The following is a 25319-nucleotide window of genomic DNA, read 5'->3' as shown; positions in this document are numbered from 1 at the left end:
CGGGTCAGGCGGGTGAGGAAGGTGCGGTCGTGGCTGATGACTACGAAGGCGCCTTTGAAGCGGTTGAGCCAGGACTCCAGCCAGTCGATCGCGGCGAGGTCGAGGTGGTTGGTCGGCTCGTCAAGCAGCAGCAGGTCGGGGTCTTGCGCGAGTGCGCGGGCGAGGGCAGCGCGCCGCCGTTCGCCGCCACTGGCGCTGCCTGCCGGGCGGTCCATGTCAATGCCGAGTTGGCCGGCGATCGATTCCACCTCGTGCCGCGGCGGGGCATCCTTGCCCGACAGCGCGAAGTCCATCAGCGTGTCGAAGCCGGTGAAAAGCGGGTCCTGCTCCAGCATGACGATATTGAGCCCGGGCCGCTGCGAGAGCGTGCCCTTGTCCGCCTCGATCTTGCCGGCAATCAGCTTGAGCAGCGTGGTCTTGCCCGCGCCGTTACGCCCGATCAGCGCCAGCCGGTCGCGGTCGCCGATGGTGAGGTCGAGGTCAGAAAACAGCCAGCCGGAGCCTTGATGCAGGCTGAGGCCTTCGTAGGATAGGATCGGTGCTGCCATGATGGGCGCGCCCTATGGGCTTGGGCTCGCATTGACAAGCTGCGCGTTAACAGGGGGACAAGCTGCGCGTTAACTGGGGGACAAGCCGCGCGTTGACAGGGGCCGCTGGGCGGGGGATGGGTCGGACATGCGCAAGGTATGGATCAACGGCGAGTGGTTCGACGAGGGCGAGGCCAAGGTTTCGGTCTTTGATCGCGGGCTGCTCTTTTCGCAGAGCGTTTATGAAGTCGTTCCCGTGATCGGCGGGCAACTGTGCAACGTGGCCTATCATATGGCGCGGCTGGGCGGATCGCTTGGGACCGCGATGATCGCCGACGACACCGATTGGCTGGCAGTTTTTGCCGAGGCTGTGACGCGCAACGGCGTGAGCGAGGGGCGGGTTTACCTGCAAGTCACCGGTGGAACGTCGGGCGACCGCGATTTCCTGTCCACCCAGCCGCCGCCGCCGCCCACGCGGATCGTTTTTACGCAGTCGGGCGCGGTCGTCGACCATCCGCTGGTGACGCGCGGGATGCGGATCGCATTGAAGCCCGAAGCGCGCTGGACGCTGCGTTCGGCCAAGACGACGCAGTTGCTCTATGCTGTCCTGATGAAAGAAGAGGCGAGGGCGGCTGGGCTCGATGACGCCTGGCTGGTCGATGGCGGTCACATCACCGAAGGCACCAGTTCGAACGCTCACATCATCGACGCACGCGGGGTGCTGGTGTCGCATCCGGTCGATCATGGCGTGCTGCCGGGCGTCACCCGCATCTGCGTGATGGAAATCGCCCGCTCCATGGGGATCGAGGTGGAGGAACGGCCATTCACGTCCGTCGAACTGTTCGGTGCCCGCGAAGCCTTCTCCTCCGCCGCCAGCGCGCTCATCCTTCCGGTGGTCGAAGTGGACGGCCGGGTAATCGGCGATGGCCGGCCCGGCGCGGTAACCTCTGCAATCCGCGAAGCTTACGTCGAGCGGCTGCGCAGCGCCTGAGGGAACTTCATCCGTGCCTGCCCGTTCCTGCCGGTGATACCCACCCTCGAGGACCTCCCCCATGAAGAACTTCGTCCTGCTTTCCGCCGTTGCCATGGCGGCGGCGCTCCCCGCTCAGGCTGCGGAAATCCAGATCGTTTCGCAGGGGCCGGTGGTCGAACTGACGGTCACCGAGACGTCCAACGCCAAGCCCGACATGGCGACTGTTTCGGCCGGAGTGACAACGCGGGCCATGCAGGCCGATGCGGCGGCACGGCAGAACGCCGAGAAAATGGACGCAATCATTGCCCGTCTGCGTCAGATCGGTGTGGCGCGTGAGGATGTTCAGACGAGCAATTTCAGCATCAATCCGCAGTACCAGTACCGCAATGAAGGCCAACCGCCGGTGTTCCTCGGCTACGACGTGACCAACCAGGTGAACGTGAAGCTGCGCAACATCGGCCGCATCGGATCGGCGCTCGACGCGCTGATCGCGGCTGGTGCCAACAATGTGAACGGCCCGTCGTTCATGCTGGAGAACGACAAGGGCGCGCGTGACGAGGCGCGCAAGGCCGCCTTCAACAGCGCACAGACGCGCGCTCGCAGCCTTGCCTCGCTGGCCGGCTACCGCGATGTCCGCCTGCTCGAAGTGTCCGAAACTTATGCAACACGGCCCCAGTACAAGGGCGAGATGGATGCGATTGCCGTTTCAGCTTCGCGCGTCACTCCGATCGAACCCGGCGTTGTCGGCACGTCTGCCACGCTGACCGTCAAGTACGAGATGACCCGCTGAGTGCAGACTGCACGCGGCATTCACTTGATGTTCAAAAGCGCCGGCGTAATGAAACGCCATGGTTCGAAGCACTCTTCTCGCCCTGGCCTCGCTCGCGGTTCTTGCCGTGCCGTTGGCAGCCCCCGTTGCTCAGGCCAAACCCGGCGAGGAGCAGGGGCTGGTGCGCAAGGAAATGCGCGCCGGCAATGTCCTGTCGCTCCGCGATATCGAAGGGCGCGTGCTGCCGACCATGCGCGGGGCGCAGTATCTTGGCCCCGAATACGATCCGGTGGCGATGGCCTATCGCCTGAAGTTCATCAGGGACGGGCGCGTTTCCTTCGTCGATGTCGATGCCCGCTCGGGAGAGATTCGTTCGCGGCATTGACGCGAATTTTCTTATCCCGCATTGCACGAAAATACTCTCTGCCCACAACCGGAAAGGCGGGAATAACGCGATGCGCATCCTGATCGTCGAGGACGAACCTACTCTCGGCAAACAGCTCAAGACCACGCTGGAACAGACCGGCTATGCCGTCGATCTTTCGACCGATGGCGAGGACGGGCACTTCATGGGCTCGACCGAGGAATACGATGCCGTCGTGCTCGATCTCGGCCTGCCCGAGATTGACGGGCTGACCGTGCTGGGCATGTGGCGCAAGGAAGGCCGCAAGTTCCCGGTGCTGGTGCTGACTGCGCGCGATTCCTGGTCCGACAAGGTCGCGGGGCTTGATGCCGGGGCTGACGATTACCTTGCCAAGCCATTCCAGACCGAAGAATTGATCGCCCGCTTGCGCGCGCTGATCCGCCGTGCCTCGGGCAATACCAGCAGCGAACTGACCGCTGGCGGCGTGCGGCTGGACACCCGTTCGGGCCGCGTCACGCTTGATGGCGAGCCGGTGAAGCTGACCGCGCAGGAATACAAGCTGCTGTCCTACCTGCTCCATCACAAGGGCAAGGTTGTCAGCCGTACCGAGCTGATCGAGCATATCTACGATCAGGATTTCGACCGCGATTCCAACACGATCGAAGTCTTTGTCACCCGCATCCGCAAGAAGCTGGGCGCTGACGTGATCTCCACGATCCGCGGGCTGGGCTACAGCCTTGACGATCCGGCTGGTCCGGGCCGGGGGTGAGTGACTTTTGCCGGGGTCTGAGCCTGTAACGCGGGACCCTGCGCGCGCCGAACCGACCGGCATGACCTCTCCGCACACGGGAAGCCTGTCCCGCCGCATGATGTTCATCGCGGCCGGGTGGATCGTCATCCTGCTGTCGCTGGGCGGCTTCGCTCTGGATCGGACGTTGAACGGCCTCGTCCAGCGCAATTTCGACGATCAGTTATCCTACATGCTCAACGCCATGGTCGCATCGGCAGAGATCGACCAGTACGGCGAAATTTACTTCAACCGGCCGCTGGGCGATCAGCGTTTCCTTGAGCCGAATTCGGGGCTGTACTGGCAAATCACCGGTAAGGGACACGAGGATTTTCCGTCCCGCTCGCTGTGGGACCGTACGTTGCAGGTCCACGCCGCGCATACCGATAACCAGCCGCACGCCTATAATTCCAACCAGTTCGCCACCGAACCGCTGCGGGTAATGGAACGCTCGATCTACCTGCCGGGCAGCAAAACCAAGTGGTGGTTCGTGGTGGCGCAAAGCCGCTCGGTGGTGGACGAGCAGATCACCCAGATTCGCGCGATCCTGTGGTGGAGCTTCCTCGTGCTGGGCCTTGGGCTGTTCCTGATGGCGGGGCTGCAAACCTGGTACGGCCTCGGCCCGCTGCGCCGTGTGCGGTTGGCGATCAAGCGTTTGCGCACCACCGGTACGAACCGCGTGACTGAGCCTTTGCCGCTGGAAGTGCAGCCGCTGGTTGAAGAACTCAACGCCCTGCTCGCCCATACCGAAAAGCAGGCGGAAGAAGCGCGGACCCATGCAGGCAATCTCGCGCATGCGCTCAAGACGCCGCTGACCGTGGTGATGAACGCCGCGACGGCCAAGGCGCCAGACCTGTCTGACACGGTCATCCGTGAGGCAGCGGTGATGCGCCGGCAGGTAGATCACCACCTCGCCCGCGCCCGCGCCGTGGGCCGCCGCGCCGTGGGCCATTCGCGAGCTTCTGTGGGCGAAAGCGTCGAGGCGGTGCTGCGCGCGGTCACCCGGCTTTATGAGAAAACCCGCTTCGACCTCGACGGCAACCGCGAGGTTGAAGTGGCGATCGAGCGGCAGGACCTTGACGAGATCCTCGGCAACCTGATCGAGAATGCGGCAAAATACGGCGGCGGTTCGGTATTCGTTACCATCGATCCGGACCCGAAATCCGGCCCCTGTGAAATCTGGATCGAAGATGACGGCATGGGCATCCCGGACGAGGAGCGCGTGCGCATCTTCGACCGCGGCGCGCGGCTGGACACGGGCAAGCCGGGCACCGGCCTCGGCCTCGCCATCGTGCGCGACGTGGCGGAGATTTACGGCGGCTCGGTGGAACTGGCTGAGAGTGAGGACCTTGGCGGCCTGCTGGTGAAGCTGCGGCTGCCAAGGGTGCGCGCTTAGCTTCCCGTTTTCGCCTGCTCGTGGTGGCGGATCACTTCGTCGATGATGAAGCGCAGGAACTTCTCGGAAAATTCGGGATCGAGCTGCGCCTCTCCGGCCAGCGCACGAAGGCGCGCGATCTGGCGTTCTTCGCGGCCGGGATCACTGGCGGGAAGGGCGTTCTGCGCCTTGTGCTCGCCAACCGCCTTGGTGATGCGGAACCGTTCAGCCAGGATGTGAATCAGCGCCGCGTCGATGTTGTCGATTGAGGCACGATATCCGGCCAGAACGGGATCGGGGGCCTTGTCGGGTGCGGTGGCGGGCGGTGTCTGGGTCATTCGCGCCCGCTAGCATGAGAAAAAGCGAACCGCAAAGCCGCGCTTTGCACTTGCCTTGGCGCGCGAGTGGTCGCAAGGCGCGGAAATGAGCGCCGATATCGTCTCCCTGCGCCCCCGCAACGCCGAGCCGTCGCTCGCCCCGTTGCTGGCCCTGACCGCATCCGGAATGAATGCGGTAAATGCGATCATCCTTGACCGGATGCAGAGCGAAATCCCGCTTATCCCCGCGCTGGCCGGCCACCTGATCGCCGGCGGCGGTAAGCGGATGCGCCCGATGCTCACCGTCGCGGGCGCGGAATTGTGCGAATATCACGGCTCGCGCCACCACCTGCTGGCCGCTTCGGTCGAGTTCATCCACACTGCCACGCTGCTGCATGACGACGTGGTTGACGGGTCCGACATGCGCCGTGGTCGCGATACCGCGAACATCGTCTTCGGCAATCCGGCTACCGTGCTGGTCGGTGATTTCCTGTTCACCCGCGCCTTTGAACTGATGGTCGAGGATGGCAGCCTAAAGGTGCTCAAGATATTGTCCCGGGCAAGCTCGGTGATTGCCGAGGGCGAGGTTGATCAGCTCACCGCGGCGCGCCGGATCGAGACGAGCGAGGAACATTACCTCCAGATCATCGGCGCCAAGACTGCCGCGCTGTTCGCCGCCGCCACCCGCATCGCCGCCGTGGTCGCCGAACGGCCCGAAGCCGACGAGCTCGCGCTTGATGCCTATGGCCGCAACCTGGGCGTTGCCTTCCAGTTGGTCGACGATGCCATCGATTACGATTCGGAAAGCCTCGAAATGGGCAAGGGCAAAGGCGATGACTTTCGTGAGGGCAAGATGACCCTGCCGGTGATCCTCGCCTATGCGCGCGGGAATGCCGAGGAACGCCAGTTCTGGCAGGATGCCATCGCCGGTTTCCGCAATTCCGACGAGGACCTGGCCGAGGCCGTGCGCCTTATCGCCAAGTACGACACCGTATCGGCCACCCGCGACCGTGCCCGCCACTTCGCCCAGCGCGCGATTGACGCCATCGCTGGCTTTCCGGCGGGGCCAGCGCGCAGCGCCATGGCCGAAGCGGCCGAATTTGCAGTTTCGCGCCGGTTCTGATCGCTATCCCACTGGTACCATCAGGTGGGCATAAGGCGTGCCCTGCCACATGACATAAGGCGCGCTGGTATCGGGCTGCTGGCCGGCGGGATGCCCTTTCAGGATCGCGGCTGATCCGACGATCATCAGATGCGGGCCGGTTTTGATCCAGTCGCTGCCTTCGGTGGGTTTGGTCGCATAGGGATCGGTGTTGCTGGCATCGGTGCCCCCGGAAAGCATATACATCACCCCCGGTGCATCGGTCGGCGGCGGCTTGTGACCCATCCAGGCATTGGCCCAAGCCAGCGCGTTACCGTCCATGCACATCGGATCGGGGCCGGGGGTCGTCGGGTTGTCGGGCATACAGGTCCAGCCGTTGGTGCCCTTGCGCAGTTCGCTCATCTTGCCGTCCGCATCCATGCTGATCACGGTGGCAGCGGCGGAAATCGACTTGGGTGCCGCGCTTTCGGCGCTGGCAACGGGATCGCCGGGCGTGGCGGCTTCGCTTGACGCTTCAGACGCAGCGGCCGGGGTTTCGTCGCGCTTGGAACAGGCGCTGAGCGTAAGCGCGGCCGTTATGATGATGGCAAGGGAGTATCGGGCAGAGTTCATCGCATCCTCCATCGGCATGCGACCTCTACCTATGCCAATACCACTTTTTGCTGCTTGACCCTAGCGGCGAGATTCAACCCATCGTCAAACACCCGCAGTTCGCCGGAAGCCGTGCTTTTCGAGCGATGGATGGAGCGGCATTTTAAGTCCAATTTAACCGCGTTTCGGCAGATTTGATCGTGCTCAGGGGGACCCATTGACCTAGTCGAAAGTCCGAGCAGATGATTGAATACAGCAACTCCCGTCCCGCCCGAATTATCGGGCCCAACAACCAGATCCTCACGCGTGAGACGCTCCCGCCGGCCAATACGACGCGGTGGGTGGCACACCGGAAGGCGCAGATCGTTGCCGCCGTGGAAAGCGGGCTGATGTCGATTGACGAGGTGATCCAGCGGTATGGCCTCAGCATCGAGGAATTTGCCGGCTGGCAGCGCGCGATGGACCGTGCCGGTGTCGCCGGCCTGCGTATCGCCTGGCTGCAAAAGGACCGCGCCGAACATCGCCGGGCCAAGGGCAAGGCCGGAACGAAGCTGCGGCTGGTGACACACTGACTTCTGGGGGCAAAACCTGGCTGGACAGGCTGCGTAGATTGGTCTCCGCGCAGCCTGTCGCTTTTCGCAGGGGGCTGGCCTTGCGCATGCAGTTCATTGCCAGTGCAGCGATTGCGTTCTAACCGCGCCCCATGGGTGTGGAAGCCTCATTTATCCGGCCTGGTTTCACAGGGGCGGCCAGCCCGCGTGACCGGCTCGTTTCGGCTGTATTTGCCGCGCTGATCTTGTGCCTTATCGGATTCGCGGTCACGCATCTGGGCGATTTCAAGAACCATCCGTCCGCTCCAGGAGAACGCTTGACCGCAATCACGACCTTGGCTTCGTCGCCCTCTCCCGAAAAGAAGCCTGAACCGGTCCGCCATCCCGACGCTGCCCAGTCGCCCGCCGAGCCACGACAGCAGCCCGTCTCTCTCCCCCCCAAGCCGTTGAACCCTGTCCCGAAAGATCCGCCATTTGAGTTCATCAAGATGTCGCGCGCCGATATGGCCAATGCCGACATTTCGAAGCTGGGAAAAAGCGGGGCAGCCTCTGGTTCGGCGGGCAGCTCAAAGGCATATGGACCGGGCGAAGGGCCGCAAGGTCAGCAGCTCTACCGTGCGGAATGGGTTCGCGAACCGACCCATGCCGAGCTGGCGGGATACATGACTGAGAAAAGCGCTGGAGCCAAATGGGCCGAGATCGCGTGCCAGACGGTGGATCATAACCGCGTCGAGAATTGCCAATTGCTCGGGGAATCGCCTGCGGGTTCGGGACTGGCACGATCATTGCGGCAGGCGGCATGGCAGTTCCTTGTTCGCGCGCCGCGAGTCGACGGCAAGTTGCAAGTCGGGGCCTGGGTGCGGATACATTTTGAATTCACCCCTGGGGCGGTGAAGTGAGCCTCGCAACCAACCTGCCGATCCATGCCGTCCTGCCCGACCTGCTTGCTGCGCTGAACGCGGGAAGCAGCGCCGTGCTGATCGCCCCGCCGGGTGCCGGCAAGACGACTGCGGTCGCGCCGGCCTTGTTGGCTCAGCCGTGGTGCACCGGCACCATCATCATGCTGTCACCCCGCCGTGTTGCCGCCCGCGCCGCGGCTGAGCGCATGGCCGAGTTGGTGGGCGAAAAGGCCGGCGAAACCATCGGCTATCTCACCCGGCTCGACAGCAAGCGGTCGCCGCGCACGCGGGTGCTGGTGATGACCGAGGCGATCTTCGTTTCGACGATCCTGAAAGACCCGGAGCTTTCCGGGGTTTCTGCCGTCCTGTTCGACGAAGCGCATGAGCGGCATCTCGATTCCGATCTTGGCCTGGCGTTGGCGGCGGAATGCCAGTCAGTCCTGCGCGAGGACCTGCGGCTGGTGATCATGTCCGCCACGATTGACGGCGCGCGCTTTGCCCGGCTGCTGGGTGATGCGCCGGTGGTGGAGAGCGAAGGCAAGGCGCATCCGCTGGCCATCCGCTGGCTTGGCGCGCGGCCCGAATTGCGAATTGAGGATGCCATGGCCTCGGCGATCCAGACCGCATGGCGCGAGGAAAGCGGCGACGTGCTCGCCTTCCTTCCCGGCGTGGGCGAGATCGAGCGCACCCGCGAGCGGCTGGCCGAGCGATTGCCGGGCGCGCTGATCCTGCCGCTCCACGGCCAGTGCGAACCGGCTGCCCAGCGCGCCGCGATCAACCGGGACACTGAGGGGCGGCGGCGGATCGTGCTGGCCACGGCCATTGCCGAAACTTCGCTGACACTCGATGGTGTGTCGGTTGTCGTCGATGCCGGCCTGTCGCGGCGTGCGGAATTTGACAAGGCGGCGGGCGTCACCCGGCTGGTCACCCACCGTGCCTCGCAAGCCGCCGCCGCCCAGCGCGCAGGCCGCGCGGCGCGGCAGGGGCCCGGGGTGGCCTATCGCTTGTGGGAAGAGGCCGCTCACGCCGGGCGACCGCCTTACGATCCGCCCGAAGTGCTGGTGTCGGACCTTGCCCCGCTGGCGCTGACCTTGGCGCAGTGGGGTTCGGGCGAGGTGGCGGATATGGCCTGGCTCGATGTGCCGCCGGCTCCGGCAATGGCAGCGGCGCATGGCCTGCTGGAGAGCCTTGGCGCGCTGGATGGCGAAGGGCGCATTACCGACCATGGCCGCGCAATGGCCGGACTGCCGCTCGAGCCGCGGCTGGCGCATATGCTGCTCGCAGCGGCGGATTTGGGGGCAGAGGCGGACGCGGCGGAGCTGGCCTTGCTGCTTCAGGAACGCGGACTAGGCGGGCGAGGGGAGGACCTTTCGGCCCGCCTCGAGCGCTTCCAGCGCGATCGATCGCCGCGCGCGGAAGCATCGCGAAAGCTGGCGGCGCGGTGGGCCTCGTCGTCCCGGCGAACGCCGGGACCGCTGGCGACGTCGACGCAATCTGGCGACGGAGCGCCCGGCGGCCAGCGGTCCCGGGTCAAGCCCGGGACAACGGGCGAGCTCCCCCCGCTGGGCGCGATCCTTGCCGAGGGCTTCCCTGACATGATCGCCCGCCGGCGCGACGCATCGGGTGAGAACTGGCTGGCCGCCGGCGGGCGCGGGCTGCGGCTCGACCCGACAAGCTCGCTGATCCGCGCTGAGTGGCTGGCGGTGGGTGAGGCGCAGGGGGACGCCAAGGGCGCGCGGATCACCGGCGCGGTGCCGCTGACCGAGGCCGAGGTGCTGCGCTGGCTTGGTCACCGCATCGAACGGCGTACCAACTTGAAATGGGTTGAGGCGGATGCCCGCGTGGAGGCTCTGCTCGAGCAGCGTCTGGGTGCGATCACGCTGGCGACCGGGCCTGACCCCAAGCCCGATCCGGCGGCGATCCGGGCCTTCATGGTCGAGAAGATCGGCAAGGAGGGGCTTGCCCTCATGCCGCTGGGCCGCGCCAGTGACAGCCTGCTGCGCCGCGGGCGGTTTGCCGGGGTGGAGGCCTTGTCCGAGGCGGCCTTGCTCGCCGATCTCGATGACTGGCTCGGCCCGTTGCTGACGCGGCGGCTGGATCAACTCGATGCGGGCAAGCTGCACGAAGCGCTCCGCGCGCGGCTGGACTATGCCGCTGGGCAGGCCATCGATCAGCTTGCCCCGGCACAGTTCACCAGTCCGGCGGGGACCAGCCACGCCATCGATTATGACGATTCCGGCGGGCCATCGGTAGAGCTGCGGGTGCAGGCACTGTTCGGGCTGGAGCGGCATCCCAACTTTGGTCGGCCCCCGCAGCCGCTGCTGCTCAAGCTGACCGATCCGGGCGGCAAGCCCCTGCAAACCACGCGCGACCTGCCGGGCTTCTGGCGTGGATCGTGGCGCGATGTCGTGAAGGATATGAAGGGCCGCTACCCCAAGCACCGCTGGCCGGAAGAGCCGTGGACCGAAAAGCCGAGCCTGAAGACGAAGAACGCGTTTAACCGCACTTGATTCCCGCGCCGATTCGAAGCAGGGCAGCGTCATGCCCGCACGTATCTATCAGCGCCCGAAGAACGCCATGCAGTCCGGCAAGGCCCTGCTTGACCAGTGGATCCTCGATTTCGATCCGGCCGAGGCGAAAAAGCCTGACCCGCTGATGGGCTGGGCCGGCTCGGGCGACACGCAGGGGCAAGTGACGCTGAAGTTCGGCACGCAGGCTGAGGCGCAGGCCTATGCCGCCACGCACGGCATTGCCGCCACTGTCCACGCCACGCCGCCACGCCGGCTCAAGCTGCAGGCCTACGCCGACAATTTCCGCTGACCACAGCGCACTTGCCAAACCGCACCGGCGCCGCCATATGCGCCGCCGGGAGTCGGTCGGACGCTTGCGTCCGCCAACTTGGTCAGGTCCGGAAGGAAGCAGCCACAACGGGTTGCGGCGGGTCGGCCGGCTCCTTTTCAATCCACCGTCGATCTCCTGCGGACAGCGCCTGATTCACCTTCGACATTCGCGGTGTGAGTGCCTAACTAGGCGGCGATGACCGATTCCACCGACATCTTTGGCGATGACCCCGAAGCCGAAGCCGAAGCCGAAGCCGCGCCCAGCGCTGCCGAGCTCGAGGCTGCCGGTCAGGAATCGATGTTTGGTGCGCCGGAGCCAGTCGCTGCGCCGCCGATTGCGGTAGCTTCTCCTCCTCCAGCCAATGTGCCTGCCACCAGCCCCGCGCAGCCCTATCGCGTGCTCGCGCGCAAGTATCGTCCGCAGACCTTTGCCGAGCTGATCGGGCAGGACGCGATGGTCCAGACGCTGGCCAATGCGATCCGGCGCGACCGGCTGGCCCATGCCTTCCTGATGACCGGAGTGCGCGGGGTGGGCAAGACATCGACCGCGCGCCTGATCGCCAAAGCGCTCAACTGCATCGGTCCGGACGGGCAGGGCGGTCCCACCATCGATCCATGCGGCGTGTGTGAGCCTTGCATCGCTATTGCCGAGGGCCGCCACATCGACGTGATCGAGATGGACGCCGCCAGCCATACCGGCGTGGATGACGTCCGCGAGATCATCGAGGCCGTGCGCTATGCCGCCGTCTCGGCGCGCTACAAGATCTACATCATTGACGAAGTTCACATGTTGTCTCGCAATGCATTCAATGCGTTACTCAAGACACTTGAGGAACCACCTGCGCATGTGAAGTTCCTCTTCGCAACCACGGAAGTCGATAAGCTGCCGGTCACGGTGCTCAGTCGCTGCCAGCGCTTCGACCTGCGCCGCATTTCCGCGCCGTTGCTCACCGAACACTTCGGCCGGGTCTGTCAGGCAGAAGGAGTCGCCGCCGATTCCGAGGCGCTTTCGATGATCGCGGCCGCCGCTGAAGGTTCGGTGCGCGATGGCTTGTCGATCCTCGATCAGGCGATCGCCCATGCCGATATGGGCGGTTCCGGGCGGGTCACGCCCGATCAGGTGCAGGACATGCTCGGCCTAGCCGACAAGTCCGCGCAGCGCCGCCTGCTGTCCGCGCTCCTGTCAGGCGATTCGAACGGGCTGCTCGATCTGATCGACGCGCAGTTTGCCTTCGGAGTGGAGCCGCTGGCGCTGATGCGTTCGCAGATGGACCTTGTCCACCGTATCACCGTCGCCCAAGTCGGTCGCAGCGGCGCAGACGGGGTGTCGCCAGAGGAACGTGCCGCGATTGACGAATGGGCGCGGGCGCTTTCGGCGGGACAATTGCACCGGCTGTGGCAATTGCTGCTCAAGGGCCATGACGAGGTGCGGCAAGCGCCCGATCCGCTGGCTTCGGCGCAAATGGCGCTGCTGCGCGTGATGCATGCGGCCGATCTGCCCGATCCCGGCACATTGGTACGCCATCTTGAGGAAGCGATGGCGAAAGGCGGGGCTGCCCCAGTCTCGTCAGCCTCGGCCAATTCTGCCGCGCCCAGCGCTACGGCGCCCCCCGCGCCGGCACCTTCGGTTGACTGGAGCGCTCTTTGCGACCGCGTCGAACACAGCGGCCAGCTGCGCATTTCGCAGATCATGCGCGATTGGGTGCGGATCATCGCCATCGCGCCGCTTTCGCTGACCTATGCGCTGGCCGAGGGCTATCCGGGCGATCCCACCCCCGAACTGCGTGACGGCCTTCTGCGCGCCACCGGCGAACGCTGGGAAGTCACCCGGGGTGAAGGCGATGCCATGCCGTCGCTGCGCGAACTCGCGCAGGCCGTGCGCGAAGCGGAAGACAAGGCCATGCGTGCCTCGCCGCTGGTCGAAGCCGTGCTCCAGGCATTCCCCGGGGCAGAATTTGTCGAAGATGAAAAGCCCCAGGACAAGGGCAATACAAACCGGAGCCGTTACGCATGAAGTCGATGGAAGAGATGCTCAAGGCCGCGCAGGCTGCTGCCGAGACCATCCAGAAGCAGATGACCGAAGCCCAGACCAAACTCGACACCATCGAGGTTGAGGGCGTTTCGGGTGGCGGGCTGGTCAAGATTCGCTGCACCGCCAAGGGCCGCATCATCGGCGTTGCCATTGACGACAGCCTGATGGCGGTCAGCGAGAAGCAGATGCTCGAAGACCTGATCGCCGCCGCCTTCAACGATGCGCGGGTCAAGGCGGATGCCGCCAGCGGTGCCGAAATGGAGCGCATTCAGGGCGGCATGGGCCTGCCGCCCGGCTTCAAGCTGCCGGGTATGGGCTGACCAAGGCGCGCGTTTTCGCAGAAGGTCCCTGGTTTGGTCTTCGCGGCATCTGCTGCCCACAACGGGGTGCCACCGAAATTTCAGTGACCACCTGCGCCGGCGCTGCTGGCCGCGTGCAATGGAAAATAATTAAAGTTTACAATTAGAAACTCCGCAGATTTACCCAGCCTTCACTAAGTCGGCGCATTGGCATGGCTCCCACCGGAGTGTGTTCAATGACTGGTATTTGCTTCCTCGCCATGGCGGGCGGACTATTCGTACTCGGCCTCATGCCTCAGCCCAAGGACAAGCAGCTCGCGCTGGCGGCCCAATGCGCGGGCGGCGTGTTTTTTGCGACGGGTCTTCTCGGTCTTGCCTGGACACTGGCACCGCCGCTGGCCTGAGATTCCGAACTTCCACAATCCAAGGCTCCTGCGGCATTGCGCTGAAGGCAGGGCGATCCCATATCTGGCAACAAAGGCCCGGTTCACGACTGGTGCCGCATAGATATGGATATGGAAATGACCCTACTCCCCCTGCTTCCCCTGCGCGACATCGTCGTGTTCCCCGGCATGGTCGTGCCGCTGTTCGTTGGCCGCGAAAAGTCTGTCGCCGCGCTGGAAGCGGCGATGTCTGGCAACAAGGACATCTTCCTTGTCGCCCAGCTTGATCCCGGCTGCGACGATCCGGCGGAAGAGGACCTCTATGACCTCGGCGTGATCGCCACGGTCCTGCAACTGCTCAAGCTGCCCGATGGCACCGTCCGGGTGCTGGTCGAAGGCCAGCAGCGCGCCCATCTTGAGCGCATCGGCGAAGATGGCGACCTGATGATCGCCCAGGTCGAGAAGATCATGGCTGAGCCGGTGACCAGCACCGAAGCGACGGCGATGATGCGCTCGGTCGTCGATCAGTTCGGCGAATATGCCAAGCTCAACAAGAAGCTGTCGGCCGATGCCGGCACCAACTTTGCCGAAATCACCGACCCGGCGCTGCTGGCTGACGGCGTTGCTGCCCAGATCGGCGCCAAGGTGGCTGACAAGCAAGCGCTTCTGTCCGAAGAAGATCCGGTCAAGCGGCTGGAAATGGTGCTCGCCATCATGGAAGGCGAGCTGGGCGTGCTGCAGGTGGAGCGCAAGATCCGCGGCCGCGTGAAGCGCCAGATGGAAAAGACCCAGCGCGAATATTACCTCAACGAACAGCTCAAGGCGATCCAGAACGAACTTGGCGGCGGTGACGGCGAAGAAACGAACGAGATTGCCGAGCTGCAGGCAAAGATCGACACGCTCAAGCTGTCGAAGGAAGCTCGCGCTAAGGCCCAGGCTGAGCTCAAGAAGCTCAAGTCGATGCAGCCGATGAGCGCAGAGGCGACCGTCGTGCGCAATTACCTCGACGTGCTGCTCGGCCTGCCCTGGGGCAAGAAGTCGAAGCTGAAGCGGGACATTGGCAAGGCGCAGGCCGTGCTCGATGCCGATCACTATGCACTGGAAAAGGTCAAGGACCGCATCGTCGAATACCTCGCGGTGCAGGCGCGTACCAACAAGCTGAAGGGGCCGATCCTGTGCCTCGTCGGTCCTCCGGGCGTCGGCAAGACCAGCCTCGGCAAGTCGATTGCCAAGGCAACGGGCCGCGAATTCATCCGCCAGTCGCTCGGCGGGGTGCGTGACGAGGCCGAAATTCGCGGTCACCGACGCACTTACATCGGCTCGCTGCCGGGCAAGATCGTTACCAACCTCAAGAAGGCCGGGGCCAGCAATCCGCTGTTCCTGCTCGACGAGATCGACAAGCTGGGTCAGGACTATCGCGGCGATCCGGCGTCGGCACTGCTCGAAGTGCTCGATCCCGAACAGAACGCCAAGTTCCAGGACCATTACCTTGAGGTCGATTTCGACCTGTCGGACGTGATGTTCGTCTGCACGGCGAACAGCCTGAACCTCCCGCAGCCGCTGCTCGACCGCATGGAGATCATCCGGCTCGAAGGCTATACCGAGGACGAGAAGGTCGAAATCGCCGAGCGCCACCTGGTTGAAAAGCAGGTCGAGGCGCACGGGCTGACCAAGGGCGAGTTCACCCTGACCACCGAAGGCCTGCGTGACCTGATCCGCTATTACACGCGCGAGGCCGGCGTTCGCACGCTTGAGCGCGAGATCGCGCGGCTGGCGCGCAAGAGCCTGCGGCAGATCCTTGAAGGCAAAGTCACGTCAGTGACGATCACGCCGGAAAACCTTCCGGATTTTGCCGGCGTGCACAAGTTCCGCTTTGGCGTTGGCGAGGAAGAGCATCAGGTGGGCGCCGTTACCGGTCTTGCCTGGACAGAAGTAGGCGGCGAGCTGCTGACCATCGAAAGCGTCACCGTACCCGGCAAGGGCGCGGTCCGGACCACTGGCAAGCTGGGCGAAGTGATGAGCGAAGGCGTGCAGATGGCCTTCAGCTTCGTGAAGGCGCGGGCGCCGGCTTATGGCATCCGCCCCTCGATCTTCAACCGCAAGGACTTGCACATCCACTTGCCCGAAGGCGCCGTGCCCAAGGACGGCCCCTCGGCAGGTATCGGCATGGTCACCGCCATGGTTTCCACGCTGACCGGTATCCCGGTGCGCAAGGACATTGCCATGACTGGCGAAGTTACCCTGCGCGGACGTGTGCTGGCGATCGGCGGCCTCAAGGAAAAGCTGCTGGCGGCACTGCGCGGCGGCATAAAGACCGTGCTGATCCCCGAAGAGAACCGCAAGGACCTTGCCGAGCTTCCCGCCAACATCATGGACGGACTGGAAATCATCCCGGTTTCCCACGTTGACGAGGTGCTTGCCATCGCGCTGACCGAGAAGCTCGTGCCGGTCGAATGGACCGAGCAGGACGACCTCGCCAGCCAGCCGGTGGCCGGTCATTCGGGGTCTTCGGCAACCGCGCACTGAGCGTTTCAAGGCTAAGCCACGAGAGTCTGGTGATTCTTGCTGCAATGCGGCGATTCGGGCGCAAATTTGGCGATTCGCGCCAAGTCGTGCTTGGCAAGCCCCGTAATGGCGCAAATTTGGCGTTTTTTCGTGGATAATGGCGCCTCAAGTGGCCTCTTTCGCTTTGACAGGGGCGCCAAAGATCGCTCAATTCCGCCGCACTTCGAGGCGAGTTCCGAGAAGCACCAGATTAACCAGAGGTAGGGGATTCCCGTAATGAACAAGAACGATCTGATCGGCGCAGTTGCTGATGCCAGCGGCCTGACCCGTAGCGATGCCACCAAGGCTGTTGAAGGCGTGTTCGACGCCATCTCGGGCGCGCTTAAGAAGGGCGATGAAGTCCGTCTCGTCGGCTTCGGCACCTTCTCGGTTGCCAAGCGCAAGGCTTCGACCGGCCGCAACCCGCGTACCGGTGAGCCAATGTCGATCAAGGCTTCGTCGCAGCCGAAGTTCAAGGCCGGCAAGGGCCTCAAGGATGCGGTGAACTGAGATCACCCTCCAGTTTCGGGCGGCCCCATCGCCTCGGGCCGTCTGACGCGAAATAGAAAAGGCCGTGACGGTGTTCCCGTCACGGCCTTTTTGTTTGCCCCCGCCGCTTGACTGGCGGTGCCCGGACGCCGCCCAGGCTGCCGAGTTCAGTTAGCGAGCTTGATCAGTGCGGTCGGTGCCGAGGTCGAGCGTACATTCACGTTCCACGACAGCTTCTGGCCGGCCGGATCGGCCTGCGGACCTTCATCGGTATTGTTGGCGAGCACCTGGCCATTTGTGGTTACGGTGAACACCCCGTCCATTTCAGGCGGCTTGGGCATGTCGCCCTTGCCCATGGCGCCCAGCATGCCCATGCCCATCGCCTGTCCCATCGGATTGCCCGAGGCGTTGGCGTTGAAGCCCGGCGCATCGATCCGGACTGTGCCGTCGCTGCGGCGCAGAACCTGAACGAAGGTGTTGGTGGTCGGGAACTTCTCGATAATCGGGAAGATGAAATCGTGGTCCGCCTTGCCGGCGATGGCATAGTCGACATCGAACAGGCCATTCCCCTTGTAGGCAACCAGCTTCCAGCCGGCCTGGCGGCGCAGGCGGGCAGCGAATTCCTCGATCGACTTGGGATCCGTCGGATCAAGCCCGCCCAGCGCGGCCTTCATCTCCTCGAGGTCCTTCTTCTTCTTTTCGGCAGTTTCCTTGCGGTTCTGTTCCCAGGCGACCTTCTGGTCTGCAAGTTCTTCCTTGGTGCAGGGGCGCTCTTTGGGGTCGCCAAAGGTATCGTCGTCAGTAGCCTTGGCCTCATCACCCGGCTTGTCTGCCGCCGCGTCCGCCGCCGCCGCAGCAGCGTCAGCAGCCGTATCTGCCGGGGTATCGTAATCGTAGCAGGCCGAAGGCTTGAAGGTATCGTTGCCCTTGTCCATCGCCGCCAACTGCGTGATGCCGTAAAGCGACAATTCGCCCTTGTAGGCAAAGGTGAAATGCCCGTCCTTGCGCAGGTCAAGCGCCGAAACGAACTTGCCCGGCGTCAGCAGGCAGGCCGAAAGCGTGAGAGCCAGCGCGGCAACGATCCCCGCTGCACCGATGCGTTTCATCATGGTCACTGCGATATCCCCCTGTTGGATTATGTCAGCTGCGCGTGGCGACAGCGTAGAGTGCGATGGCGCTGGCGTTCGATACGTTGAGGCTTTCCATCGCCTCGCTGATCGGCAGCCTTGCAATGGCGTCGCAGTGCTGTTGCACGTTGTGACGCATGCCTTCGCCTTCCGCGCCGAGTACCAGCGCGACCGGGCCGGTGGGCAGGGCTTCGGCGAGCGTGGTTTCCGCCTCGCCGGCAAGGCCGATGCGCCAATATCCTGCCTCAGCAACTTCTTCGAGCGCGCGGGCGAGGTTGACCACGCGGATCCACGGCACCACTTCCAGTGCGCCCGATGCGCTCTTGGCGACGACGCCCGATTCTGGCGGAGCGTGGCGGTCCTGCGTGAGAATTGCACAGGCGTTGAAAGCGGCGGCAGAGCGCAGGATTGCGCCAACGTTGTGCGGATCGGTGACCTGATCGAGCACGATCAGCGGCCGCGCGGGATCGCCGTGAAGCACTTCATCAAGGTACACATCGGGCAGGGCATCGCATTCAAGGACCAATCCCTGATGGGGCGCATCGCGCGCGACCAGCCGGGCCAGATCGAGCGGCTGTGCCCATTCCACCGGGAAATCGGCGGGCAGTTCGCCGTCAAGCGAGGCCACACCTTCGCGCGTCGCCCACAGCTTGCGGTGATTGCGTTCCGGGTTTTTGAGTGCCGCTTCCACCGCGTGTCGGCCCCATAGCCTTACGGCCCCGGCGCTCGCCCGGCCGCTGCCGCGCCCGCCCTGCATCCGGCCAGCGCGACCACGAAGCGCTCCCTTTTTTTTCCCGACTTCGCCCTGCTTGTTCATGATGTCGCCAAATGTCCCGTGACAGTGAGATTCCTTGCCGCTCATGCCCGTAGCCCCATTGACAGGCAAGCCTTGCTTGGGCATTGGCCCGCCTCTCGGCCGGACAGCCCTCGATTGCGGGGGCAACTTACGGGGAAACCCGTCACCGGCAGGCTCTGGTGTGGACAGGTGGCCGAGTGGTTAATGGCAGCAGACTGTAAATCTGCCCGCGAGAGCGTACGCTGGTTCGAATCCAGCCCTGTCCACCACCGAGCCCGCTCATGATGGAATCCCGAGTGCTCCGTTATCACTGTCCAAGGTGAACCAGCGTATCGGGCCGCAGGCCCGAAGCTGGTTCGGCGTCAGAGCTCCTCAGGCGGGGAGACGACCATAGCGCAGCGCAGGTCAAACCAGCCCTGTTCGCTACCGCCTTATCATTCGTGCAAGCATGACACCCCCCTTTGAAACACGTTGACCATATCCGTCGCGGCGATGGACTATGCTCACTGCGATTCGTCGTTTGCGCTATGCGCCACGGTGAACCATAAGTCCGCCCGTACGCACGAAAGCGCGACGGGCAGGTGCGCGCGGGGTGTCGAGGGAAGGAACTGAAATCGTGAAATTTAGCCATTTCGGGGCGCTGCTGGCGCCGGTTGCCCTAGCCATTGCCGCCCTTTCCGGGTGCAGCAAGCCGGCCAATCCTATCGAAGACATGATGATCGCCAACCCCGATGAGTGGCCCAACTGGGGCCGTACGGGCAGCGAGGCGCATTATTCCCCGCTCGACGAGATCGACACCGGCAATGTCGCCGATCTGAAGCTCGCCTGGCACTATGACCTTGAATCGGGCTACTCGGCCAGCACGCCACTGATGGCCGAAGGCAAGGTCTTCCTGACCACCGGCCACTCGCACATCCGCGCGCTTGACGCAGTGTCGGGCAAGCAGCTTTGGGAGTATGACGGCGGCACGCGGGAACGCGCCACCAGTTCGATGGGGCTGGGCTGGGGCAGCAAGGGCATTGCCTATTCGAATGGTCACGTGTTCCTCGTCACCACCGACGGTTTCGTTACTTCGCTAGATACCGCTACCGGCAAGGAAGCGTGGAAGGTGCAGGACGCGCCCGCAGATGGGGCGCCGCGTCAATACAACGGTACCCCTCGCGTGTTCGGCGGCAAGGTGATCATCGGCTTCGGCGGCGCAGACATCAGCGCCGCGCGCGGCTTTGTCACGGCCTATGACGAGAAGACCGGCAAGCAGGTCTGGCGCTTTTATTCGGTTCCGGGTGATGAGCCGAACGCGGGCGGCGCCAAGGGAAACGATCTCATGGCGAAGTCTTGGCCGGGCGGTTGGAAAAAGCCTGACGGCAGCCGGCGCGGCGGCGGCGGCACGGCATGGAACGCCTTCTCCTATGACAGCGAACTAGGGCTGATCTACCTCGGTCTCGGCAATGGATTCCCCTATAATCAAAAGCTGCGCAATCCTGAAGGCGGAGACAACCTGTTCCTCTCCTCGATCGTCGCAGTGAAGGCTGATACGGGCGAATATGTCTGGCATTATCAGCTCTGCCCTGCCGAACAGTGGGACTGCACGGCCACGACCGACATGACGCTGGCGACCATCCCGGTCGATGGAAGCCCGCGCAAGGTGCTGATGCAGGCGCCGAAGAACGGCTTTTTCTATGTGATCGACCGCCAGACCGGCAAGCTGATCAACGAGCCGGGCAAGATCGCCAAGGTGACCTGGGCCGAGAAGATCGACTTCGCCACTGGCCGCCCGGTCGAGAACCCCGGTATCCGCTACAACGGCAAGCCTGGACTGTTCGAGATGTGGCCTGGGCCGACCGGCGCACATAGCTGGATGCCGCAGGCCTACAGCCCGCAGACCGGGCTGGTTTATATTCCCGTGCAGGACATGGCCGCGATGATTGGCGAGGGGCAAGCCGGCGGCGGCGAACTTGGCGGCGGCAACGGCGCGACGCTGATCCCTGAAGTTGACCTTCCCGGGGGCCACAAGAGCTACCTCAAGGCCTGGAACCCGGTGACGCAGAAGGAAATGTGGCGGGTTGATCTGCCCGGTTCATGGCCGGCAGGCGTCATGACAACGTCGGGCGGGCTGGTTTTCCAGGGCCGTATGGACGGCAAATTCGTTGCCTATGATGCCACCACGGGCAAGGAGGTGTGGTCGTTCCAGACCGAAAGCCCGATTGTGGGCGCGCCGATTTCGTATCGGGTGAAAGGCAAGCAATATGTCACGGTGATCACCGGAGCCGGTGGGCAGGGGGCGGGCATGCAGTCGCTCGGCAATGCAGGCCTTCGCACCGATTACCGCCTGCCGCGCAGAGTGCTGACCTTTGCCATCGGCGGCAAGGATACCATTCCCCCGTTTACCTATACCGAACCGCAGCCGCCCGCAGATCCCGAATATAAGCCCAATGCGGCGCTCGCGCAGGCAGGGGCGATGAAGTTCGGCATGAATGCCTGCCTGGTCTGTCACGGCTGGAACGCGGTTGCTTCCGGCGCGGCACCGGATCTGCGCTACTCGCCAGTCATCACTGATGCGGCGACGTTCAAGGCGGTAGTCAAGGGCGGGGCGCTCAAGCTCAACGGCATGCCACCGTTCCCGCAGGTCAGCGACGGTGACCTCGAAACCATCCGCTTCTTCCTGCGCACCCGCGCCCAGCAGGTACCCGCGGAGCGGAAGGCGCTGGCCGACCGGGCCAAGGCGCAGGCGGCCTCTGCTGCCAAGCCTGCGGATTTCGTCGGCAAGTGGAAGATCGTCATCCAGACCTCCGCCGGACCGCAAGAGGCAGTGCTCGACATCGCGGCCAACGGCAATGCGCTGACCGGCAAGGCCACTGCCTCGCAAGGATCAGTCGACCTGACGGGCAAGGTGGAGAATGGCCGCGCCAAGCTGGAAGGGCGCGCCTCGCTGCCGTTCCCGATTGCGGTCACTTATGATGTCACCGTGCGGGATGGGCAGATGACGGGTGACAATTCCAACGGTCCTTTTGGCACATTCCCGGTTTCGGGCACGCGTTAGGCGCGGTTTCCCGTGCCCAGTCCGGACCTGAGGTTCGAATTTGAAGTCCCCGCATTTATGGGATTTTTAACGTCATGTAACTTGGCTATGAGGGCGGGGTACTTGAAGCAAAGAGCTGATGGCACGGCCATTGCGACCCGGCCTGCCGACAGGCAGCAACCTCCTTTCCCAAACCTTTTTGGGGGATGCTGCAGCGACTTGGCGCGGGGGGAATCATGACGGCTTCTGATTCGGGCACCTGTTGCCCGGCCGGATTGCTCGATGCCCCCCGCGGCCTTTTTGCGGGGCGAATAGCTGGCTAGACCTTGGCAGGCGGGCCGCCAGCGCCTAGATGCTCTGGTATGCCTGCAAATCTGACTGACAATCGCGGCCGCGGCGAAGCATCTTGGCAATGGCCCAGCGTTCATCCTGAAGGGCGCAAATTCGCGCTGATCGCGGCCGCCGCCTCGCTCGGGGCCGCGCTGATGGCTTGGGAAACGATAGCATGGCCACTCGCCGTGCTGGTGCTGGGCATCCTTGCCTTCTTCCGCGATCCAGCGCGCGTGACGCCGCAGGGCGACAATCTGATCGTTGCGCCGGCAGATGGCCTGATCACCCTGATCAAGAGGGTGGCGCCGCCACCCGAACTGGCCAAGGGCGATGGCACCTCGCCGGGTCTTGGCGATGCACCGCTGACCCGAATTTCAATTTTCATGAGTGTGTTCGACGTTCACATCAACCGCTCGCCGATCAGTGGCACGGTGCGCAGGGTGGCCTATATCCCCGGCCGTTTCCTCAATGCCGACCTCGACAAGGCCAGTGACGAGAACGAGCGCCAGCACTGGCTGGTTGAGCGCGGTGACGGCGTGGCGATCGGTTTCACGCAGATCGCCGGCCTTGTCGCCCGCCGTATCGTTCCGTTCCTCAAGCCGGGCGATCCGGTGGTTTCGGGCGGACGAGTCGGCCTGATCCGCTTTGGCAGCCGCGTGGATGTGTTCCTGCCTGAAGGCACGGAGCCGGTCGTGCTGATCGGCCAGAAGACCATCGCCGGTGAAACCGTTCTCGCGCAGCTTGGCGACCAGCCGTTGATCGAAGGCCGCCGCCAGTGAACGCGCCGTACGGCCGGGACAAGCTTGTGCGCTTGCCGCAGGGCCTGACCGTGCGAACCTTGATTCCCAATGCCATTACCGTGTCGGCACTGGGCTTCGGACTGACCGGCATCCGCTTCGCCACCACCGGCGAGTTCGAAAAGGCGGCCTTGACCATTTTGCTGGCCGGCTTTCTTGACGGCATCGACGGCCGCGTGGCGCGCCTGCTCAAGGGCCAGTCGCGTTTTGGTGCCGAGCTGGACAGTCTGGCGGACAATGTCTCGTTCGGCGTCGCCCCGGCCTTTATCCTTTTCCTCTGGTCGCTTCAGGACCTGCCGCGCCTTGGTTGGTTCGCCAGCCTTGTCTTCGCGATCAGCTGCGCCCTGCGGCTTGCCCGCTTCAATGCGCGGATCGATGTCGAGGATCAGCCGCACAAGTCTGCCGGCTTCCTGACCGGTGTTCCCGCACCTGTCGGGGCCGGGCTGGCCATGCTGCCGATGTTCGTGTGGTTCGTCACCGGCTGGGATGAATTGCGCACTCCGGTATTTGTTGGCCTGTGGCTTGTTGCAGTGGCCTTCCTGCTGATTTCCAGTGTCGCCACGCTGAGCTGGAGCAAACTGCGTCCTCGCCGCGGCATCCGCTTGTGGCTGGTGCTGGTCTTTGGACTTGCCGGCGTGGCCCTGCTGACCGAGCCCTGGTGGACCCTGATCGGGATCTGCGTGATTTACCTCGCCACCCTGCCTTACGGCATTTTCGCTTATGCCCGCGTCAAGCGGCGGCGCGCCATGCTTTTGAGCGAACCGGCAGCGCCGTTGCCCTGACTGGAAGTACGCTGACCTGCGCCGGTGCGCGGGTCACGTTGATCGTCGTTACCCGATAGCTGATCGAATGGTGCGGCGAGCCATGCTCTGCCGCGTGACGCAGTTCGCCCAGCCGCGGCAGCACGCTGCGCAGGCTGGCGGTGATGACGCCCAGTGCAAAGATTCCAGCGATCAAAAACAGCGCGGTGATCATCAGCTGCATGGTCATTCGACTTCCCCTCTTGCCTGTGTGTCACTCTGTGACGAGACTGTTGAAACCGTGTGGATAACTTTGGATTCGGAATTTCAAGATCGGCGGTTTTCCGCGTGTTGTGATCATATGTTCATGATTTGTTCTAGTCGTCAAGGGAAAAGTGCTTAGGCGCTCATGAGGGCCGCCGCGCAGGCTTGACGCATCAGTGGAAAGTCAGGCTGCTGCGGAGCTGTCGTGTTGAGGTGCGGCGTTGCGCTTGGTTGCCGGGCGCGGCGCACGCTCTGCTCCCTTGCGCAGATTGGGCAGCGGCGAGGGCAGCGGCCATGCGGGCTCGCTGATCGAATAACTGATCACATGGAACGGGCCACCTGCTCGCAGGCCATGGCGCAGGATGGCGGTGCGGGTAAGGGCGCGTTGCAACGTAATGGCAATGAACAGGGAGCAGGTGACGATCAGGCACAGGGCGATCAGGGTGGGCAGCACAGTCATCATTGCGTCCTCGCGTTGCGCCCCCGCTATTTCAGCCCCCGCTATATCAGTTCCAATTTGCCTCCAGATTCCCCGCCTCGTCGGCGAGTCGCGGGCCATCGTATGCCTGATCAAACCCCAAGAAATCCGGGAGTTCCCGGGTTACCTTCTTTTCAGGGCGGTTTAACGTCAGGCCGTTCACGCATCGCGGTGAATTGAGGGTGGATTTCTGCGGCAAACCGGTCTAGGGGCCCGGCGTCGCACGATTCCGGCACGGTGCCGGGGGCGTTGCGACAAATCCACACGGGATGCACACATACCGGTGCCGTGGCGGGACAGGTCTTCGGACTTTCGCCAGGTTCCAGCATCCCGGAGGTTCAACCGGAAAGGAATTCCCTATGGCGGCACCTGTCGTCTCCATGCAGCAATTGATTGAGGCCGGCGCACACTTCGGCCACCAGACCCACCGCTGGAACCCGCGGATGAAGCCGTACATCTTCGGCGCCCGCAACGGTGTTCACATCCTCGACCTGTCGCAGACCGTGCCTCTCATGGCCCGCGCGCTCGACTTCATCGATGGCACCGTCCGCGCTGGCGGCAAGGTCCTGTTCGTCGGCACCAAGCGCCAGGCGCAGGAACCGATCGCCCAGGCCGCGCGCGCTTCGGGTCAGCACTTCGTCAACCACCGCTGGCTGGGCGGCATGCTCACCAACTGGAAGACCATCTCGGGCTCGATCAAGCGCCTGAAGTCGATGGAAGAGCAGCTTTCGGGCGACACCTCGGGCTTCACCAAGAAGGAAGTCCTTCAGATGACCCGTCTGCGCGACAAGCTTGAGCTTTCGCTCGGCGGCATCCGCGACATGGGCGGCATTCCGGACGTGATGTTCGTGATCGACGCCAACAAGGAAGAGCTCGCCATCAAGGAAGCCAACGTTCTGGGTATCCCGGTCGTCGCCATCCTCGAT

At 63.9% G+C, this 25319-nt stretch carries 26 protein-coding genes, 1 tRNA gene and 1 other RNA gene; 21 read left to right on the top strand and 7 right to left on the bottom strand.

Translation table 11 applies throughout. From position 1 onward, the window contains the following. The coding region (locus RMO89_RS16210; RefSeq protein ID WP_310534416.1) for an ATP-binding cassette domain-containing protein at positions 1 to 548 on the bottom strand (548 nt) is incomplete at its 3' end. Between the two features lie 127 nt (positions 549 to 675). On the opposite strand from RMO89_RS16210, the gene RMO89_RS16205 reads away from it, so the two are divergent. The 5 genes from RMO89_RS16205 (at position 676) to RMO89_RS16185 (ending at position 4816) form a co-directional block, all read left to right on the top strand. After that, the gene (locus RMO89_RS16205; protein ID WP_310534415.1) at positions 676 to 1518 is read left to right on the top strand and encodes an aminotransferase class IV; all 843 of its coding nucleotides are present in this window, start codon (positions 676 to 678) and stop codon (positions 1516 to 1518) included. Between the two features lie 61 nt (positions 1519 to 1579). After that, positions 1580 to 2290, top strand: a complete 711-nt coding sequence (locus RMO89_RS16200) for an SIMPL domain-containing protein (RefSeq protein ID WP_310534414.1) — start codon at positions 1580 to 1582, stop codon at positions 2288 to 2290. Positions 2291 to 2348: 58 nt separating this feature from the next. Continuing rightward, positions 2349 to 2654, top strand: a complete 306-nt coding sequence (locus RMO89_RS16195; protein WP_310534413.1) for a hypothetical protein — start codon at positions 2349 to 2351, stop codon at positions 2652 to 2654. Positions 2655 to 2724: 70 nt separating this feature from the next. Further along, the gene (locus RMO89_RS16190) at positions 2725 to 3402 is read left to right on the top strand and encodes a response regulator transcription factor (protein ID WP_310534412.1); all 678 of its coding nucleotides are present in this window, start codon (positions 2725 to 2727) and stop codon (positions 3400 to 3402) included. Between the two features lie 61 nt (positions 3403 to 3463). After that, entirely contained in the window at positions 3464 to 4816 is a 1353-nt protein-coding gene (locus RMO89_RS16185; protein WP_310534411.1) for a HAMP domain-containing sensor histidine kinase, read from the top strand. On the opposite strand, the gene RMO89_RS16180 is transcribed toward RMO89_RS16185, so the two are convergent. Next, positions 4813 to 5133 (bottom strand): chorismate mutase, encoded by a 321-nt coding sequence (locus RMO89_RS16180; RefSeq protein ID WP_310534410.1) that lies wholly within the window; start codon positions 5131 to 5133, stop codon positions 4813 to 4815. The two genes, RMO89_RS16185 and RMO89_RS16180, sit on opposite strands and share 4 nt — an antisense overlap. A gap of 85 nt (positions 5134 to 5218) precedes the next feature. Here RMO89_RS16180 and RMO89_RS16175 point away from each other — a divergent pair, with 85 nt between their 5' ends. Then, positions 5219 to 6235: a polyprenyl synthetase family protein gene (locus RMO89_RS16175; RefSeq protein ID WP_310534409.1), complete on the top strand. Its 1017-nt coding sequence runs from the start codon at positions 5219 to 5221 to the stop codon at positions 6233 to 6235. A 3-nt stretch (positions 6236 to 6238) separates the two neighbouring features. Here the strand turns inward: RMO89_RS16175 and RMO89_RS16170 are convergent, their stop codons facing one another. Then, on the bottom strand, positions 6239 to 6826 hold the full coding sequence (locus RMO89_RS16170) for a hypothetical protein (protein WP_310534407.1): 588 nt from the start codon (positions 6824 to 6826) through the stop codon (positions 6239 to 6241). A gap of 221 nt (positions 6827 to 7047) precedes the next feature. Between RMO89_RS16170 and RMO89_RS16165 the strand changes: the two genes are divergently transcribed. The 10 genes from RMO89_RS16165 (at position 7048) to RMO89_RS16120 (ending at position 16863) form a co-directional block, all read left to right on the top strand. After that, positions 7048 to 7377, top strand: coding sequence for a DUF1153 domain-containing protein (locus RMO89_RS16165; RefSeq protein ID WP_310534405.1), 330 nt, complete (start codon positions 7048 to 7050; stop codon positions 7375 to 7377). Positions 7378 to 7844: 467 nt separating this feature from the next. Further along, positions 7845 to 8255 (top strand): hypothetical protein, encoded by a 411-nt coding sequence (locus RMO89_RS16160; protein WP_310534404.1) that lies wholly within the window; start codon positions 7845 to 7847, stop codon positions 8253 to 8255. Beyond that, entirely contained in the window at positions 8252 to 10765 is a 2514-nt protein-coding gene (gene hrpB / locus RMO89_RS16155) for an ATP-dependent helicase HrpB (RefSeq protein WP_310534403.1), read from the top strand. Before RMO89_RS16160 ends, hrpB begins: the two co-directional genes overlap by 4 nt. 31 nt (positions 10766 to 10796) lie before the next feature. Next, positions 10797 to 11075, top strand: a complete 279-nt coding sequence (locus tag RMO89_RS16150) for an ETC complex I subunit (protein WP_310534402.1) — start codon at positions 10797 to 10799, stop codon at positions 11073 to 11075. Positions 11076 to 11120: 45 nt separating this feature from the next. Next, positions 11121 to 11215: signal recognition particle sRNA small type (ffs, locus tag RMO89_RS16145), an RNA gene on the top strand. A 76-nt stretch (positions 11216 to 11291) separates the two neighbouring features. Beyond that, entirely contained in the window at positions 11292 to 13109 is a 1818-nt protein-coding gene (locus RMO89_RS16140; protein WP_310534401.1) for a DNA polymerase III subunit gamma/tau, read from the top strand. Continuing rightward, on the top strand, positions 13106 to 13447 hold the full coding sequence (locus tag RMO89_RS16135; RefSeq protein WP_310534399.1) for a YbaB/EbfC family nucleoid-associated protein: 342 nt from the start codon (positions 13106 to 13108) through the stop codon (positions 13445 to 13447). The genes RMO89_RS16140 and RMO89_RS16135 overlap by 4 nt, the downstream gene beginning before the upstream one ends. Before the next feature lie 215 nt (positions 13448 to 13662). Next, positions 13663 to 13830 (top strand): hypothetical protein, encoded by a 168-nt coding sequence (locus RMO89_RS16130; protein WP_310534398.1) that lies wholly within the window; start codon positions 13663 to 13665, stop codon positions 13828 to 13830. Positions 13831 to 13941: 111 nt separating this feature from the next. Further along, on the top strand, positions 13942 to 16335 hold the full coding sequence (gene lon, locus RMO89_RS16125) for an endopeptidase La (RefSeq protein ID WP_409035570.1): 2394 nt from the start codon (positions 13942 to 13944) through the stop codon (positions 16333 to 16335). 255 nt (positions 16336 to 16590) lie between these two features. Continuing rightward, positions 16591 to 16863: an HU family DNA-binding protein gene (locus RMO89_RS16120; protein WP_264416353.1), complete on the top strand. Its 273-nt coding sequence runs from the start codon at positions 16591 to 16593 to the stop codon at positions 16861 to 16863. A gap of 146 nt (positions 16864 to 17009) precedes the next feature. On the opposite strand, the gene RMO89_RS16115 is transcribed toward RMO89_RS16120, so the two are convergent. Both RMO89_RS16115 and RMO89_RS16110 read right to left on the bottom strand, forming a co-directional pair. Beyond that, on the bottom strand, positions 17010 to 17951 hold the full coding sequence (locus tag RMO89_RS16115; protein ID WP_310534419.1) for a hypothetical protein: 942 nt from the start codon (positions 17949 to 17951) through the stop codon (positions 17010 to 17012). A 31-nt stretch (positions 17952 to 17982) separates the two neighbouring features. Continuing rightward, entirely contained in the window at positions 17983 to 18786 is an 804-nt protein-coding gene (locus RMO89_RS16110; protein WP_310534418.1) for an RNA methyltransferase, read from the bottom strand. Between the two features lie 162 nt (positions 18787 to 18948). Here RMO89_RS16110 and RMO89_RS16105 point away from each other — a divergent pair. From RMO89_RS16105 to RMO89_RS16090, 4 genes are all read left to right on the top strand, one after another. Further along, positions 18949 to 19034: transfer RNA gene (locus RMO89_RS16105), tRNA-Tyr, on the top strand. Between the two features lie 347 nt (positions 19035 to 19381). Next, entirely contained in the window at positions 19382 to 21805 is a 2424-nt protein-coding gene (locus RMO89_RS16100) for a PQQ-binding-like beta-propeller repeat protein (protein WP_310534396.1), read from the top strand. A gap of 341 nt (positions 21806 to 22146) precedes the next feature. Then, on the top strand, positions 22147 to 22893 hold the full coding sequence (locus tag RMO89_RS16095) for a phosphatidylserine decarboxylase (RefSeq protein ID WP_310534395.1): 747 nt from the start codon (positions 22147 to 22149) through the stop codon (positions 22891 to 22893). Continuing rightward, the gene (locus RMO89_RS16090; RefSeq protein WP_310534394.1) at positions 22890 to 23693 is read left to right on the top strand and encodes a phosphatidylcholine/phosphatidylserine synthase; all 804 of its coding nucleotides are present in this window, start codon (positions 22890 to 22892) and stop codon (positions 23691 to 23693) included. The genes RMO89_RS16095 and RMO89_RS16090 overlap by 4 nt, the downstream gene beginning before the upstream one ends. Here RMO89_RS16090 and RMO89_RS16085 read toward each other — a convergent pair. Then, positions 23641 to 23901 carry a hypothetical protein gene (locus RMO89_RS16085; RefSeq protein WP_310534393.1) on the bottom strand — a complete coding sequence of 87 codons (261 nt, stop codon included), beginning with the start codon at positions 23899 to 23901 and terminating at the stop codon, positions 23641 to 23643. The genes RMO89_RS16090 and RMO89_RS16085 overlap by 53 nt on opposite strands. A gap of 198 nt (positions 23902 to 24099) precedes the next feature. Further along, positions 24100 to 24375 (bottom strand): hypothetical protein, encoded by a 276-nt coding sequence (locus RMO89_RS16080; protein ID WP_310534391.1) that lies wholly within the window; start codon positions 24373 to 24375, stop codon positions 24100 to 24102. A 377-nt stretch (positions 24376 to 24752) separates the two neighbouring features. Here RMO89_RS16080 and rpsB point away from each other — a divergent pair. After that, positions 24753 to 25319 (top strand): 30S ribosomal protein S2 (gene rpsB / locus RMO89_RS16075; RefSeq protein WP_310534390.1); only part of this gene is annotated, 567 nt, incomplete at its 3' end.

The organism is Novosphingobium sp. (assembly GCF_031424035.1).
In the GTDB taxonomy this organism is placed as follows: domain Bacteria; phylum Pseudomonadota; class Alphaproteobacteria; order Sphingomonadales; family Sphingomonadaceae; genus Novosphingobium.
The sequence above is the reverse complement of the archived record's forward strand: the minus strand, read 5'-3'. Positions and strand labels throughout refer to the sequence as shown.

Bases quoted from the DNA above. Each gene is read 5' to 3' on its own strand.
- RMO89_RS16130 (WP_310534398.1), top strand. From the start codon at position 13,663: ATGACTGGTATTTGCTTCCTCGCCATGGCGGGCGGACTATTCGTACTC.
- RMO89_RS16160 (WP_310534404.1), top strand. From the start codon at position 7,845: ATGTCGCGCGCCGATATGGCCAATGCCGACATTTCGAAGCTGGGAAAA.
- RMO89_RS16120 (WP_264416353.1), top strand. From the start codon at position 16,591: ATGAACAAGAACGATCTGATCGGCGCAGTTGCTGATGCCAGCGGCCTG.
- lon (WP_409035570.1), top strand. From the start codon at position 13,942: ATGGAAATGACCCTACTCCCCCTGCTTCCCCTGCGCGACATCGTCGTG.
- RMO89_RS16080 (WP_310534391.1), bottom strand. From the start codon at position 24,375: ATGACTGTGCTGCCCACCCTGATCGCCCTGTGCCTGATCGTCACCTGC.
- RMO89_RS16165 (WP_310534405.1), top strand. From the start codon at position 7,048: ATGATTGAATACAGCAACTCCCGTCCCGCCCGAATTATCGGGCCCAAC.
- RMO89_RS16110 (WP_310534418.1), bottom strand. From the start codon at position 18,786: ATGAACAAGCAGGGCGAAGTCGGGAAAAAAAAGGGAGCGCTTCGTGGT.
- RMO89_RS16115 (WP_310534419.1), bottom strand. From the start codon at position 17,951: ATGATGAAACGCATCGGTGCAGCGGGGATCGTTGCCGCGCTGGCTCTC.
- RMO89_RS16180 (WP_310534410.1), bottom strand. From the start codon at position 5,133: ATGACCCAGACACCGCCCGCCACCGCACCCGACAAGGCCCCCGATCCC.
- RMO89_RS16195 (WP_310534413.1), top strand. From the start codon at position 2,349: ATGGTTCGAAGCACTCTTCTCGCCCTGGCCTCGCTCGCGGTTCTTGCC.
- RMO89_RS16185 (WP_310534411.1), top strand. From the start codon at position 3,464: ATGACCTCTCCGCACACGGGAAGCCTGTCCCGCCGCATGATGTTCATC.
- RMO89_RS16200 (WP_310534414.1), top strand. From the start codon at position 1,580: ATGAAGAACTTCGTCCTGCTTTCCGCCGTTGCCATGGCGGCGGCGCTC.
- RMO89_RS16190 (WP_310534412.1), top strand. From the start codon at position 2,725: ATGCGCATCCTGATCGTCGAGGACGAACCTACTCTCGGCAAACAGCTC.
- RMO89_RS16095 (WP_310534395.1), top strand. From the start codon at position 22,147: ATGCCTGCAAATCTGACTGACAATCGCGGCCGCGGCGAAGCATCTTGG.
- RMO89_RS16175 (WP_310534409.1), top strand. From the start codon at position 5,219: ATGAGCGCCGATATCGTCTCCCTGCGCCCCCGCAACGCCGAGCCGTCG.
- RMO89_RS16135 (WP_310534399.1), top strand. From the start codon at position 13,106: ATGAAGTCGATGGAAGAGATGCTCAAGGCCGCGCAGGCTGCTGCCGAG.
- RMO89_RS16085 (WP_310534393.1), bottom strand. From the start codon at position 23,901: ATGACCATGCAGCTGATGATCACCGCGCTGTTTTTGATCGCTGGAATC.
- RMO89_RS16150 (WP_310534402.1), top strand. From the start codon at position 10,797: ATGCCCGCACGTATCTATCAGCGCCCGAAGAACGCCATGCAGTCCGGC.
- RMO89_RS16140 (WP_310534401.1), top strand. From the start codon at position 11,292: ATGACCGATTCCACCGACATCTTTGGCGATGACCCCGAAGCCGAAGCC.
- RMO89_RS16170 (WP_310534407.1), bottom strand. From the start codon at position 6,826: ATGAACTCTGCCCGATACTCCCTTGCCATCATCATAACGGCCGCGCTT.
- RMO89_RS16205 (WP_310534415.1), top strand. From the start codon at position 676: ATGCGCAAGGTATGGATCAACGGCGAGTGGTTCGACGAGGGCGAGGCC.